The organism is Pectobacterium betavasculorum, assembly GCF_000749845.1.
GTDB classification, from domain to species: Bacteria; Pseudomonadota; Gammaproteobacteria; order Enterobacterales; family Enterobacteriaceae; genus Pectobacterium; species Pectobacterium betavasculorum.
The window spans coordinates 1,262,418-1,277,055 of sequence record NZ_JQHM01000001.1 but is presented as its reverse complement, the minus strand read 5'-3'; the positions used below and the strand labels follow the sequence as shown (position 1 = coordinate 1,277,055).

Here is a 14,638-nt window from a genome sequence, read left to right as displayed (position 1 = left end):
GTGAGACGTCCGTCAGAGACAAAGACGTACAGCCTATAAAACGAACCGGTTTAGCCCGGAACGGCAAACATTAACAGGAATCGGAGTGATGCTCTACCCGAAAACGATAATTGATTAGAATGTAAATAGTTATAAAAATTGCTATTGATGATTAACCGCTATAACGAGATGTTTATCACATTTTGGGCTAGAGAAGGGGGCTGTGAAGTGCAGCTCTCTGGCCCAGGCTGTTTCAGGCCAGAGAACGTGTGCTATGTCTTGCTACGCGGTACGCTGCGTGCGTGATGTGTTGTTGCTAAGGAAACGTGAAGTCAAGAACGTCCTTACGCGGAACACAATCCGTTCCTGGAAGAGAACGCATAGGGTCACGGTACTGAGCAGGAAAATGATATAGCCTGTCATGGATAGCTGTACCTGACCCGCGGCGGCAATACACTGATCCCAATCGCTGAAACAGGCCATCGGGTTACCGCGCACCAGTTGTTCCAAGGTGCGGAACAGATTGAAGAGTGGAACATGCAGCGCAAAGATAGACAGCGAGGCTGCACCCAGTCGCGGTGACCAATGCCGCAACCACTCGCTGTTAGGTTCACGTGCCAGCGCACTGAGGCAAACCAATCCGACCTGAGCTGGCAGCAGTAAACCGTTGTGCAGCAGGAAGTACCAATAGGCTTCGCCTTTAGTAAATAGCCAGGTAGCGACAAGGAAATTTGCGCCGATGAAGAGGGCTACAGCGTAACGCTGGCCCCTGCTCAGCGGTGAGCGATCTTTCTGGCGATAATGACGGAATAGCGCATAGCCTAAAATCCCAGCCAAAAATTCCGGCAAACGGAAGATCGGTCCACGTTGCAATAATCCGGTGTACGGCATGCCGAACTGCTGTTGCCAAATTACCCAAATCGGCGGCAGCAGATACAGCAGGCAGATGATCCCCATCCACAGCCATGGATGGCGGCTGTTAAGCAGGCGTGGGGCTAACAGTGGAAACGCCAGATAGAAAAAGAACAGCGTAGAAAGCGACCATAGCGGGGCATTGAAAGTCAGGAAGTAAGGATTCCATGCCTGCAACATCAGTACCTGCAATAACCCGTTGAACGCCAACTGGGCATTCGTCATGTAATGGCGTAACGTTTCAGGGTCGGCGGCGGGATCGTTGGTGTCATAAATGACGAAACGCGCGCTGGCGACCTGTCCTTCCGGTGGCACGGCCAGCCACTGCATGAGTGTGACAACGGCAATCGAAGACAGCAGGGCAATGATGTGGATAGGGTAAAGATTAAAGAAGCGTTTGGCCCAGAATTGGCGGACAGGTTCACGCAGACGTCCGTCCTTAATGTACACATGGGCGAGCAAAAAACCCGACAGGACAAAGAACGTGCTGGTCGCGAAGAATCCCATGCTGGTGAGTTCACTCAAGAAAGGAATGCGCTCACGTTGGGGATAAATGTGAACCGTGTGATAAATCATCACATAACAGCCGAGCAAAAATCGTAGCCACTCCAGGCCGATAAATCGCTCTTTACTGACCTTCTTCATGTTGTTCCTCAACGTTAAACTCGGTGTAAAAGCCGAAAAATGCGATTACTAACTAGTTTAGACGAGAGCAACGTCACATTAATTAGGATAATGGCTATAAATGCCGGGGTCGTTTAGCAACCGTTTACTTTTGCGGGGGCATTGATGGCATTTCCACTAACTGCGTTGGCATCTTCGCTCGCGCGAGGACAATCTCGGTGGGAAGGGCGCCTGAGCGCCTTATCCGTACCGCCGAGCATAGCGGCTTGTTATTACCGTTTAATTAAATGACTTTTTCTTGCAATACCCAGACGGCCGCTTCAACCCGCGATTTTAGCTTCATTTTTTTCAACAGATGTTTGACGTGCACCTTGACGGTACTTTCCGTAATCGTGAGCTTACGGGCAATCACTTTATTGGAGAGTCCCTGAGCCAGCAATTTCAGGATATCGCGTTCGCGTGGCGTGAGCTGCTGGATATCCCGATCGCTGCTGTGACGGCTTTCGCGCAGGCTGGCGGCCAGAATCGGCGTCAGCGTTTCACTCAGCACCATTTTCCCTGACGCCGCCTGATGCAGCGCAGCCAGTAAATCTTCCGGCTCCATATCTTTCAACAGATAACCATCGGCACCATTTTTTAAGGCATTGACTACATCATCTTCATGGTTGGATACGCTAAAGACGACAATGCGGCCAGACAGCGATTTTTCTCGCAGACGGTTCAATGTTTCCAGACCATTCATTCCGGGCATGTTTAAATCGAGCAGAATCAAATCCGGATCCAACTGTTCCGCTAGCTCAACACCCTGTTCGCCGTGGCTGGCTTCACCTGCCACCTGTAATTCTGGGTCCATACTGATGAGTTGCTTAACGCCATTGCGCAGCATGGGATGGTCGTCAATCAGCAGTAGGGTGGCGGCATCTTCGTTAATCATGAGTTTCTCCTGTTAATGGCAGCCGGTGACGGTATTCGGAGAGGAAACTGACATTCACCTCAGTGCCTCCCGACGGCCGGCGTCGAACAATGCATTCGCCGTGCAAACCCCGTGCACGGTCGCGCATGATAATCAGTCCATAGTGGTTGGCGCGGCTGGCATCATCAGGAATACCGATGCCGTTATCGACTACGCTGAGTTCGATGTAACCCTGACGTAGTTGCAGCGTGATATCGACCTGCGTAGCCTGCGCGTGTTTATAAATGTTGCTCAGCGCCTCACGAACAATTTGCAGAACGTGAATACCTTGATGAGCGGATACCGACTGCGGTGGCAGACGGTAATGGAGTTCGATAGGGTATCCCAGCCGCTTGCCGAATTCATCGACCGATGCTCGCAGCGCGGCAAGTAAGCCAGATTCAGAAAGCTTCAGCCGGAAGGTTGTCAGCAGTTCGCGCAGTTGGCGATACGCGGTGTTCAACTCTTCCCGCATTTCCGTCAGCAACTTCTGCGACGCAGGAGGTAAACCGCCGCCCTGCATTTGTAGACAGCTCACCTGAATTTTCAGGCAGGAGAGGGACTGTGCGATGGAGTCGTGCAATTCACGGGCAATCGTTGAGCGTTCTTCCATCAGCATCAATTGCTGTTGATGGTTGGATTGACGTTCCAGCGCTAGCGTGCTGGTCAACTGTTCCAATAACGTATTCAGCAGTTGATTCTGATCGCGGCTCAGCTCGGTATTGCCCGGTAGCGTGGCCAACACAACGCCATATTGCCCATGTTTGTCATGTAGATCCCAGCAGTGAGGCTCACCCGGCAGTTCTTCTCGTTTTACCTGCATACCGCAACTCTGACAGCTGTTGTCAGGGCAATGATCGGGCTGCAACTGACTGCAATCGCTAAACTGGTGAAACTGTTCCTGATTATTATCTTCATACAGGCGCAGTTGGATATTGCAGAGTGGCGTCAACGACGGCAGTTCGTTCAGGATCGGCATCAGTCGGCTGCACAGCGGCGCGCCAGTATGCAGACGTCGACTGGCGCGATAAAGGAAAGAGAGCAAATCGTTTTTCTGTTGCAGATCGGCCGTTTTCTCGGCGACACGCTGTTCCAGACTGTGGTACATGGCGGAAAGTTCGTCCGACATGCTGTTCAGCACCTGTCCCAGCTTGCTCATTTCATCGTGGCCGTTGATGGCGACACGCTGGGTGAAATCACCTTGCCCGATAGCCTGCGCCATCGAAACCAAACGTCGCCACGGTGTCAACAGGCGGCGACGCAGATAAAAAAAGGTCGTGATCAGCAGGATGAACATGATGCCGATAAAAATACGCTGCACCAGCGTGACCATCATCAGCCGCTGCTCGGTTTTATGATCGATGGCGGAAACCAGATCGTCCAGTTGTTTCACGAAGCGAGCGACATCTGCCGAGGCATCGGCAGAATGCGTTGCCTGTCGCAGATGCGGTTGCAGATTCTCCAGCCAGAAAACGCGCAGTGCAGTGAATTGATCGCTGAGTCCTTCCCGACGAACGGCCTGTTGCAAGTCACTGCTAATTTCGTCTTCTTCCAGTTCTTGCAGGTAGATTTCATTCTCAGCAGAGAGCGGCACCATTGAGAGCAGACGGTAGCTTTGCATACGCAGTGAGCCCGCTTTATTAATGGCGTGCGCGTTCCCTTGAATGCTTTGAGACATCCAACTGGAAACCGACATGCCTGCAATACCCAGCGAACCGAGTAGCAGCATCAATAGCGCAACCTGATTGACGAGCGACAGCGGCAGCAGGAAACGTTTCAACATAAAGCAACCTCTGCTGGAGGAGTAGAAAAGCCGTATCGAGAAGGATAACCCTTTTGGCATTTTTCCCGATCCTACGAGATAACCCCATACCCACTAGTGAGTACCACTGAATATCCATGTCTTGAAAGGGGATATGACAGTAAGAAAAAATAGAGATATAACAGCTTGAATTATCGTTGCTTATTTTTCTATTTTTATTACTCATTAAGGAGTGTGGTTATTTTTACCCAGTTTTTTTACCTGACAGCGCGTTGATTTGCATCAACTTTACCTGCGGTGTAATCCCTAATGTTGCGCCTTAATTCTACCGCGTTTTTATTTATCGAGGTTTTTATGACGCAGCCTTCATCACCCGAAAAAGTATCGCAGAGCACGCTCCTAAGGGAATGGAATCCTGAAGATACAAAATTCTGGCAATCTGGCGGACAACGGATAGCACAGCGTAATCTTTGGATTTCTGTTCCGTGCCTGCTGCTGTCGTTTTGTGTCTGGATGATTTTCAGCACCGTGGCCGTTAACCTAAACAAGGTTGGATTTAGTTTTACCACAGACCAGCTTTTTTTGCTTACCGCGCTGCCTTCCGTTTCCGGCGCACTGTTACGCGTGCCATACTCCTTTGTTATCCCAATGGTTGGCGGTCGCCGTTGGACGACATTAAGCACCATTATTCTGGTTATTCCATGTATTTGGCTCGGGTTTGTCGTACAGAATCCGCAAACGCCGTACAGCGTTTTCGTCACGATTTCTCTGCTGTGTGGTTTTGCTGGTGCCAACTTTGCATCCAGCATGGCTAACATCAGTTTCTTCTTCCCCAAATCACGTCAGGGCAGTGCGCTAGGTATTAACGGCGGATTGGGTAACCTCGGCGTGAGCGTGATGCAGTTGCTAGTACCGGTGGTGATTTTCCTGCCGATTCTGGGATTTTCCGGTAATGGCGTTGTGCAACCTGACGGCCACCAGATTTGGTTACATCATGCTGCGTGGATGTGGGTACCGTTTTTGGTGATTGCCGCAACCGCCGCCTGGTTTGGCATGAACGATCTTTCGACGGCCAATGCGTCGATACGCAAGCAGTTGCCAGTTTTGAAGCAAATGCACCTGTGGGTACTTAGCTTCTTGTATTTGTCCACCTTTGGCTCATTTATCGGTTTTTCAGCAGGCTTCGGTATGCTGTCCAGAACGCAATTTCCAGACATCGTGATTCTGTACTACGCATTTTTCGGGCCGCTGTTGGGAGCGTTGGCGCGTCCGGTTGGCGGCATGCTGTCCGACCGCTTTGGGGGGGTGAAAGTCACGTTGATTAACTTCATCCTGATGGCGATTTTCTCCGTGTTGTTATTTCTCTCTCTGCCAAGTGCGAACTCTGCGGGTTCATTCGGGATGTTCTTTGGCATCTTCATGATGCTGTTCCTGACGGCTGGTCTGGGGAGTGGCTCAACCTTCCAGATGATCGCCGTGATTTTCCGTAAATTAACGGCAGATCGCGTGAAAACACAAGGTGGGAGTGATGCGGATGCGCAGCGTGCGGCAGCCACGGATACTGCCGCGGCACTGGGCTTTATTTCGGCCATTGGCGCGATCGGCGGCTTCTTCATTCCCCAAGCCTTTGGCATGTCGCTTGAATTAACGGGTTCACCCACTGGGGCGATGAAGGTGTTTGTGGTGTGCTACGTCGTGTGTGTACTGGTGACGTGGCTGTTTTATGCCAGAAAGAAAAATTAGGATTTTTAATTTATTAACAAGTGCCGAACAATGCGAACTGCACATGTCTATGTGCAGTAGTGCGAAGTTTCGTGCGTATTAATTTCGACACTCCTATGTAACTTTATTACACGCCCGACAAGGAGCGCTCAGTTGCCGCCGCTCCTTGACCTGTGGCTGTTTGGCGCTAACTGTGTCGCTACGCGATACCTTCGGCGTTCGTGACTGCCACTCGGGCCACCAGTGACGCGTTCCCGACGCGGCACTGGCTTTCGCCGCTTCCATGCGGCTCACCCGGCAGTCACGCCCACCTCAGCACAATTTCTTACGCCGGAAAAAATAAGAACAGAGAACATCCTGTTATCTCAGGTCTCATGCTCACACTAAAACACCTGTATGTAATCTCTCTTGTGTGCACGATTCTTCGTCACTTCCCGACTACTACCTCTAAATAGTCGTGTGTATGGATTTAGTATAAACACAAAGTTAGTGGTTTTATTTTTATCATTTAAAATCAATTGGTTGATTGGTTTTTTTGTAATAATTCTTTAGTGGTAGTTGGCGGTGTACTCCGTTTTTCACCGGGGGACACTCTTGATCGTTATCAAGTTTGGCGGCGCGGTTGCTGGATAACCTAGCGCCAATTTGAGCGATGTGTCGTCAGCAAAAACAGATGTCTGCTACGAACACTTCATAACGACAGGAGCCAACAGGCTTCGCAGCAGGAGAGTCCGGATGAGCAAATTCCTTGACCGGTTACGTTACTTCAAACAACTGGCCGAACCGTTTTCCGATGGGCATGGCCAGACCCTCAATAGCAATCGTGACTGGGAAGACGGCTATCGCAGTCGCTGGCAGCATGACAAAATCGTGCGTTCTACCCACGGGGTAAACTGCACCGGTTCATGTAGCTGGAAGATTTATGTGAAAAACGGTCTGGTGACGTGGGAAACGCAGCAGACTGACTATCCGCGTACCCGCCCGGACCTGCCTAACCATGAGCCTCGTGGCTGCCCGCGCGGTGCCAGCTACTCTTGGTATCTGTACAGCGCCAATCGCCTGAAATACCCGATGATGCGTAAGCGCCTGATGAAACTGTGGCGTGAAGCGAAGCTGGCGCACAGCGATCCGGTTGATGCCTGGGCATCCATCGTCAACGACCCCGAGAAGACCAAATACTACAAACAAATTCGTGGCCGTGGTGGTTTCGTGCGTTCTGACTGGAACGAAGTTAACGAACTGATTGCGGCCTCTAACGTTTACACCGCCAAAACCTATGGCCCAGACCGCGTTATCGGTTTCTCGCCGATTCCTGCGATGTCGATGGTGTCCTACGCGGCGGGTGCGCGTTACCTTTCTCTGCTCGGCGGCGTGTGCCTGAGCTTCTACGATTGGTACTGTGACTTGCCACCGGCATCACCCATGACCTGGGGTGAGCAGACTGACGTACCGGAGTCTGCCGACTGGTATAACTCCTCTTACATCATTGCCTGGGGCTCTAACGTACCGCAAACCCGTACGCCGGATGCCCACTTCTTTACGGAAGTTCGCTACAAAGGCACCAAAACCGTTGCGGTCACGCCGGATTACGCTGAAATCGCCAAGCTGTGCGACCACTGGCTGAACCCGAAACAAGGTACCGACAGCGCGATGGCACTGGCAATGGGCCACGTGATTCTGAAAGAGTTCCATCTCGACAAACCGAGCCAGTATTTCAGCGAGTACGTTCGTCAATACACGGACTTACCGATGCTAGTGCTGCTGGAGCCACGTGAAGACGGTTACTATGCGGCGGGTCGTATGCTGCGTGCTTCCGATCTGGTGGACAACCTCGGCCAGGACAACAACCCGCAGTGGAAAACCATCGCGATTGACGATGAAAGCGGCAATCTGACGGCTCCGCAAGGGTCGATCGGCTACCGTTGGGGCGATCAGGGCAAATGGAATCTGGAACAGCGTGACGGCGTGAGCGGCGAAGAAGTGAAGCTGCGCTTGAGCCTGCTGGGGTCGCACGACGATGTCGTTGATGTGGGCTTCCCGTATTTTGGCGGTGCGGTCAGCGAACATTTCAACAACGTTGCGCTAGAAGAAATCCTGCTGCACAAACTGCCGGTTAAGCGCCTGACGCTGGCTGACGGTAGCGAAGCACTGGTTGCCTGCGTGTATGACCTGACGATGGCGAACTACGGCCTGGATCGCGGTCTGGGCGACGAAAACTGCGCGCGTGATTATGACGATGTGAAAGCGTACAGCCCAGCCTGGGCCGAGAAGATTACGGGCGTTTCTCGTCAGAACATCATCCGTATTGCGCGTGAATTCGCGGATAACGCCGATAAAACGCACGGTCGTTCGATGGTCATCGTCGGTGCGGGTATCAACCACTGGTACCACATGGACATGAACTACCGCGGCATCATCAACATGCTGATTTTCTGCGGCTGTGTTGGTCAGAGCGGTGGCGGTTGGGCGCACTACGTCGGACAAGAAAAACTGCGTCCGCAAACCGGTTGGACGCCGCTGGCGTTTGGTCTGGACTGGCAGCGTCCGCCTCGTCACATGAACAGTACGTCGTTCTTCTATAACCATTCCAGCCAGTGGCGTTATGAAACCGTCGCGCCGCAGGAACTGCTGTCACCGCTGGCGGATAAATCCCGCTTTACCGGCAGCATGATTGACTTCAACGTGCGCGCCGAGCGTATGGGCTGGCTGCCGTCTGCACCGCAGTTGAATGTTAACCCGCTGGATATCGCAGAAAAAGCGCGTGCCGCAGGGATGACGCCGCAGGATTATACGGTTGCCGCGCTGAAGTCAGGCGAGATCAGATTTGCCGCTGAACAGCCGGATAGCCCGCAAAACTACCCGCGCAACCTGTTTATCTGGCGTTCTAACCTGCTGGGCTCCTCCGGTAAAGGCCACGAATATATGCTGAAGTACCTGCTGGGTACGGAGCACGGCATTCAGGGGCAAGATCTCGGCACGGCGGGCAGCGTGAAGCCGGAGGAAGTGGAATGGCGCGATCAAGGCGTTGAAGGCAAGTTGGATCTGGTGGTGACGCTCGATTTCCGTATGTCCAGCACCTGCCTGTACTCTGACATCGTCCTGCCAACGGCAACCTGGTATGAAAAAGACGACATGAATACCTCGGATATGCATCCGTTTATTCACCCGCTGTCTGCGGCTGTCGATCCGGCGTGGGATTCCAAAAGCGACTGGGAAATCTACAAAGGCATCGCGAAAGCCTTCTCCCGCGTCTGTCAGGGACACCTTGGTCAGGAAACCGATCTGGTCACCTTGCCTATTCAACACGACTCCCCGGCAGAAATGGCGCAGCCGTTCGGCGTGGATGACTGGAAAAAAGGCGAATGCGATCTGATTCCGGGCAAAACTGCACCGCACCTGATGATGGTAGAACGCGATTATCCGAACCTATACGAACGTTTCACCTCGCTTGGGCCGTTGATGGACAAGCTGGGCAACGGCGGTAAAGGCATCGGTTGGAACACACAGACCGAAGTCGATTTCCTGAAAAAACTGAACTACACCAAGGCTGACGGTGCGGCGGCGGGTCGTCCGAAGATTGAAACGGCGATCGATGCGGCAGAAGTCATTCTGTCTCTGGCTCCGGAAACCAATGGTCAGGTAGCCGTGAAAGCGTGGGAAGCGCTGAGCAAATTCACCGGTCGCGATCACTCACATCTGGCACTGAATAAAGAAGATGAGAAAATTCGCTTCCGCGATATTCAGGCACAGCCGCGCAAGATTATCTCCAGCCCGACCTGGTCTGGTCTGGAAGACGAACACGTTTCCTATAACGCCTGTTATACCAACGTTCACGAGCTGATACCGTGGCGTACGCTGTCCGGTCGCCAACAGCTGTATCAAGATCATGAGTGGATGCGTGCCTTCGGTGAAAGCCTGCTGGTATACCGTCCGCCAGTCGATACCCGTGCTGCGGCACCGGTAATGAACCAGAAACCCAACGGTAACCCGGAAAAAGCGTTGAACTTCCTGACGCCGCACCAGAAATGGGGCATTCACTCCACATACAGCGACAACCTGTTGATGCTGACGCTGGGTCGCGGTGGTCCGATTATCTGGCTGAGCGAAGAAGATGCCAGCGATTTGGGTATCGAGGATAACGACTGGATAGAAGCGTTCAACGCCAACGGTGCGCTGACGGCGCGTGCGGTGGTGAGCCAACGTGTGCCTGCGGGAATGACCATGATGTACCACGCGCAAGAACGCATTATTAACCTGCCGGGATCGGAAATTACCCAGCAGCGCGGCGGTATCCACAACTCGGTAACCCGTATCACCCCGAAACCGACGCATATGATCGGCGGCTATGCCCAACTGGCTTATGGCTTTAACTACTATGGCACCGTCGGGTCAAACCGTGATGAATTCGTCGTGGTTCGTAAAATGAAACGCATCGACTGGCTGGATGATGAAGGCCAGGACTATGTTCAGCAACAAACAGTTCAGAAAGCGGTACAGCGGGAGAAAGCCTGATGAAAATTCGTTCACAAGTGGGCATGGTGCTGAATCTGGACAAATGCATCGGCTGTCACACCTGCTCCGTTACCTGTAAAAACGTCTGGACCAGCCGCGAAGGGATGGAATACGCCTGGTTCAACAATGTCGAAACCAAACCGGGCGTGGGCTATCCCCATGCCTGGGAAGATCAGGAAAAGTGGAAGGGCGGCTGGATCCGTAAGATCAGCGGTAAGCTCGAACCGCGTATGGGTAACCGTATCAGCGTGTTGTCCAAAATCTTTGCTAACCCGGATATGCCGGAAATCGACGACTACTATGAGCCGTTCGACTACGACTATCAGAATCTGCGTAAAGCACCGGAAGGTAAACATCAGCCCGTCGCTCGTCCGCGCTCGCTGATTACCGGTCAGCGGATGAAGAAAATCGAGATGGGTCCGAACTGGGAAGACGATCTGGGCGGTGAATTTAGCAAACGGTCGAAGGACAAAAACTTCGATCCCGTCCATTTCAATGACATGCAGAAAGAGATGTACGGCCAGTTTGAAAATACGTTCATGATGTATCTGCCACGCCTGTGCGAGCACTGCCTGAACCCGGCGTGTGTGGCGACCTGTCCGAGCGGCGCGATCTACAAACGTGGCGAAGACGGTATCGTCCTGATCGATCAGGACAAATGCCGCGGCTGGCGTATGTGCCTGACCGGTTGCCCGTACAAGAAAATCTACTTCAACTGGAAGAGCGGCAAATCAGAAAAATGTATCTTCTGTTACCCGCGTATCGAAAGCGGCCAACCGACGATCTGTTCGGAAACCTGCGTTGGACGTATCCGCTATCTGGGCGTGCTGCTCTATGATGCCGATCGCATCGAGCAAGCGGCCTCTGTGGAAAACGAGAAAGATCTGTACCAGAGCCAACTGGATGTGTTCCTTGACCCGCATGACCCTAAAGTCATCGAGCAAGCGCTGAAAGATGGCATTCCAAACAGCGTCATTGAAGCGGCACAGCAGTCGCCGGTATACAAAATGGCGATGGACTGGAAGCTGGCGCTGCCGCTGCACCCAGAATACCGCACTCTGCCGATGGTTTGGTACGTGCCGCCGTTGTCACCGATTCAGTCTGCCGCGGATGCGGGTCAATTGGCGCATAGCGGTGTATTGCCGGACGTAGAAAGCCTGCGTATTCCGGTGCAGTATCTGGCGAACCTGCTGACCGCAGGGGATACCGAGCCGGTATTGCTGGCGCTGAAACGTATGTTGGCGATGCGTCACTACAAACGTGCAGAAACCGTAGAAGGCAAGATCGATACCAGCGCGCTGGAGCAGGTTGGGCTGACCGAAGCACAGGCGCAGGAAATGTACCGCTATCTGGCGATTGCTAACTACGAAGACCGTTTCGTTATCCCGTCAAGCCATCGTGAGCTGGCGCGTGAAGCCTTCCCTGAAAGCAAAGGCTGCGGCTTCAGTTTTGGCGATGGTTGCCACGGCAGCGATACCAAATTCAACCTGTTCAACAGCAAGCGTATTGATGCGATTGATGTCAGCAACAAAACGCGCGACATGAACAGCAAAATCATGCGGGAGACGAACCATGATTAGCCTGAGGATTATTGCCCGCCTGTTGGACTATCCCGATAGTGAGCTATGGGAAAACAGGGCTGAATTGCTCGAAGCGGTAGAGGAGGCCGATGCCTTACCACTACGCGAAAGCCACCAACTGATGCAGTTCATCAATACCTTGTGTGCGCAGGACTTGTTGGACAAACAGGCAGAATATAGCGGCCTGTTTGACCGCGGTCGGGCGACCTCGTTGCTGCTGTTCGAACACGTTCACGGTGAGTCTCGTGACCGTGGTCAGGCGATGGTCGATCTCATGCAGCAATATCAAGATGCCGGGCTGGCGCTGGATTGCCGTGAGCTGCCGGACTACCTGCCGCTGTATCTTGAGTACCTTTCTCGTCTGGAACCCGCGCAGAGTCGTGCGGGTTTACTCGACATCGCGCCGATTCTGGCGTTGATTGGTGCGCGTTTGCAACAGCGTGACAGCAGCTATGCCGTGTTGTTCGACCTGTTGTTGGCGCTGTCTGGTAGTGACCTGAAAAGTGACGATGTCACACACCAGGTTGCTGCCGAAGCCCGCGACGACACGCCGCAGGCGTTGGATGCCGTGTGGGAAGAGGAACAGATTAAGTTCCTCGGCGAAGAAGGCTGCTCATCGGCCCAACAAACGCAACACCAACGCCGTTTTGCTGGCGCGGTGGTGCCGCAATATCTGAATCTTGACGCTACATCGGCGGGGGGGCAACGCTAATGAGTGCTTTCACGAACTATTTTAACGTGTTCTTTTTTGACATCTATCCTTATCTGGCGATGGCTATTTTCCTGATTGGCAGTTGGCTGCGCTATGACTACGGCCAGTACAGTTGGCGTGCCGGTTCGAGCCAAATGCTGGATAAGAAAGGGATGCGTCTGGCGTCTAACCTTTTTCATCTGGGAATTCTGGGCGTATTTGCCGGGCATTTCCTTGGTATGTTGACGCCGCACTGGATGTACGAAGCCTTTCTGCCAATGGATGTAAAACAGAAAATGGCGATGTTCGGCGGTGGTGCGGCAGGTCTACTGACGTTTGTCGGTGGTGTGTTGCTGTTAAAGCGCCGTCTGACTAACCCGCGTATTCGTGCGACTTCCAGCGTTGGCGACATTCTCATTCTGTCTCTGCTGGTGATTCAGGCTGGTTTAGGTGTGCTGACCATCCCGTTCTCTGCACAGCATATGGACGGCAGTGAAATGCTGAAACTGGTCGGTTGGGCACAGAGCGTGGCGTACTTCCAGGGCGGTGCGTCTGCCCATCTGGTGGGTGTTGCATTGATCTTCAAGCTGCACATCGTACTGGGGCTGACGCTATTCGTTCTGTTCCCATTCTGCCGGCTGGTTCACATCTGGAGCGCGCCTGTTGAGTACCTGACCCGCCGCTACCAATTAGTGCGTAACCGTCGCTAAGTATGATAGAAAACGGCAGTGTTGCTATAACACCGAAGATCGTTAAAAACTCTATCTACAGAACAAGAACGGGAATAATGGGATAGAAGAGTAAAGCGTCCGCGCCAGGGACAAAAACGTCAGGAACGTTTTTGAACGTCGCTTGCGACGGCCCTGAAAGGGTGAATCTCAAGGATGAGATTCATATCTGCGCGGCTCGAGCTTACATGGATGTACTCGCAGCGTCTTTACGATCTACCCACTATCCCCGCTCGACTTTTTATCGTTGCCAACAGCATTCACCATCAGCAGTTCAGTTGATTACTTGCTTCGTGACGTCGTCCATTGCACGGCGAAGACGCTCGCTAACACGATCGCCAAGCCCAGAAATGCCGTACCGGTCATCGACTGTGAAAGCAAAGCCCAACCCAGCAGCACGGCAGTCAGCGGACTCAACAATCCCAATGATGCAACGGCAACTGTCGGAAGACGGGATACGCCGCGAAACCAGAGCGCATAAGCGAGCACGGCACCCGCCAGACAGAGATAGGCGTAAGCGACCCACTGCGACAGAATCAACGCAGGTAGCGGCGCATCGGCTAGCCACGCAACGGGTGCCAGCATCAATCCGCCAATAAAGAGTTGCCAGCCGGTAAGTGGCAGTACGGGTAAATCAAGCTGCCAGCGACGCGTCAACCAGACTCCCGCCGCCATACACACCGCACCTAGCAGCGCAGCGGCGATTCCCACAGGTTCGAATATTGTCTGCGGCGACAGCAGTAAAACGGCCATGCCAACCACTCCTATCACCGCCGACCACAGCGTAGCCAGTCTGGGGGCGCGATGATCTACCACCCAAACTAATACCATGACTAGCAGCGGCTGGATGGCGCCAAGTACCGCAGCCAACCCGCCGGGTAAACGATAAGCCGCGACGAACAGCAGTGCCTGAAAAACACCGATATTCAGAGCGCTGAGCACGACCACACGCCACCAGTCTCGCCGGGCGGGAAAGACGCGGGTGAATAAAAGTAGCAGCAGACCCGCGGGTAGCACGCGTATAAGCGCCGCAGTAAAGGGGCGATCCGGTGGCAGGAGTTCTGATGTCACGATGTAGGTCGATCCCCAAATCGCGGGAGCCAGCGCAGTGAGTATAACGTCACGCCAATAATGTGGTGAGGATGGAGTATTCATGACTTTACCTTCAATTCAAGA

9 protein-coding genes are annotated in these 14,638 nt (G+C 53.1%); 5 read left to right on the top strand and 4 right to left on the bottom strand.

The features are described 5' to 3' along the window. Positions 1–261: 261 nt before the first annotated feature. The 3 genes from KP22_RS05795 to narX all read right to left on the bottom strand — a co-directional run bounded on the left by KP22_RS05795 (position 262) and on the right by narX (position 4,250). Entirely contained in the window at positions 262–1,536 is a 1,275-nt protein-coding gene (locus tag KP22_RS05795) for an acyltransferase family protein (RefSeq protein ID WP_039323003.1), read from the bottom strand. Between the two features lie 262 nt (positions 1,537–1,798). Beyond that, positions 1,799–2,449: a two-component system response regulator NarL gene (narL, locus tag KP22_RS05790; protein ID WP_010276892.1), complete on the bottom strand. Its 651-nt coding sequence runs from the start codon at positions 2,447–2,449 to the stop codon at positions 1,799–1,801. Next, on the bottom strand, positions 2,442–4,250 hold the full coding sequence (narX, locus tag KP22_RS05785) for a nitrate/nitrite two-component system sensor histidine kinase NarX (protein ID WP_039323001.1): 1,809 nt from the start codon (positions 4,248–4,250) through the stop codon (positions 2,442–2,444). The genes narL and narX overlap by 8 nt, the downstream gene beginning before the upstream one ends. 333 nt (positions 4,251–4,583) lie before the next feature. Here narX and KP22_RS05780 point away from each other — a divergent pair, with 333 nt between their 5' ends. From KP22_RS05780 to narI, 5 genes are all read left to right on the top strand, one after another. Beyond that, the gene (locus KP22_RS05780; protein WP_039323494.1) at positions 4,584–5,972 is read left to right on the top strand and encodes a NarK family nitrate/nitrite MFS transporter; all 1,389 of its coding nucleotides are present in this window, start codon (positions 4,584–4,586) and stop codon (positions 5,970–5,972) included. A gap of 714 nt (positions 5,973–6,686) precedes the next feature. Further along, on the top strand, positions 6,687–10,463 hold the full coding sequence (locus tag KP22_RS05775) for a nitrate reductase subunit alpha (protein WP_039299472.1): 3,777 nt from the start codon (positions 6,687–6,689) through the stop codon (positions 10,461–10,463). Next, positions 10,463–12,043 (top strand): nitrate reductase subunit beta, encoded by a 1,581-nt coding sequence (gene narH / locus KP22_RS05770; RefSeq protein WP_039299475.1) that lies wholly within the window; start codon positions 10,463–10,465, stop codon positions 12,041–12,043. The genes KP22_RS05775 and narH overlap by 1 nt, the downstream gene beginning before the upstream one ends. Then, positions 12,036–12,755 carry a nitrate reductase molybdenum cofactor assembly chaperone gene (gene narJ, locus KP22_RS05765; protein WP_039322997.1) on the top strand — a complete coding sequence of 240 codons (720 nt, stop codon included), beginning with the start codon at positions 12,036–12,038 and terminating at the stop codon, positions 12,753–12,755. The genes narH and narJ overlap by 8 nt, the downstream gene beginning before the upstream one ends. After that, complete coding sequence (narI, locus tag KP22_RS05760; RefSeq protein WP_039299481.1) at positions 12,755–13,444, top strand: respiratory nitrate reductase subunit gamma; 690 nt, start codon at positions 12,755–12,757, stop codon at positions 13,442–13,444. The genes narJ and narI overlap by 1 nt, the downstream gene beginning before the upstream one ends. A gap of 300 nt (positions 13,445–13,744) precedes the next feature. Here the strand turns inward: narI and KP22_RS05755 are convergent, their stop codons facing one another. After that, complete coding sequence (locus KP22_RS05755; RefSeq protein WP_039322993.1) at positions 13,745–14,617, bottom strand: EamA family transporter; 873 nt, start codon at positions 14,615–14,617, stop codon at positions 13,745–13,747. Between the last annotated feature and the right edge of the window lie 21 nt (positions 14,618–14,638).

Bases quoted from the DNA above. Each gene is read 5' to 3' on its own strand.
- narX (WP_039323001.1), bottom strand. From the start codon at position 4,250: ATGTTGAAACGTTTCCTGCTGCCGCTGTCGCTCGTCAATCAGGTTGCG.
- KP22_RS05755 (WP_039322993.1), bottom strand. From the start codon at position 14,617: ATGAATACTCCATCCTCACCACATTATTGGCGTGACGTTATACTCACT.
- narJ (WP_039322997.1), top strand. From the start codon at position 12,036: ATGATTAGCCTGAGGATTATTGCCCGCCTGTTGGACTATCCCGATAGT.
- KP22_RS05780 (WP_039323494.1), top strand. From the start codon at position 4,584: ATGACGCAGCCTTCATCACCCGAAAAAGTATCGCAGAGCACGCTCCTA.
- KP22_RS05795 (WP_039323003.1), bottom strand. From the start codon at position 1,536: ATGAAGAAGGTCAGTAAAGAGCGATTTATCGGCCTGGAGTGGCTACGA.
- narL (WP_010276892.1), bottom strand. From the start codon at position 2,449: ATGATTAACGAAGATGCCGCCACCCTACTGCTGATTGACGACCATCCC.
- narI (WP_039299481.1), top strand. From the start codon at position 12,755: ATGAGTGCTTTCACGAACTATTTTAACGTGTTCTTTTTTGACATCTAT.
- narH (WP_039299475.1), top strand. From the start codon at position 10,463: ATGAAAATTCGTTCACAAGTGGGCATGGTGCTGAATCTGGACAAATGC.
- KP22_RS05775 (WP_039299472.1), top strand. From the start codon at position 6,687: ATGAGCAAATTCCTTGACCGGTTACGTTACTTCAAACAACTGGCCGAA.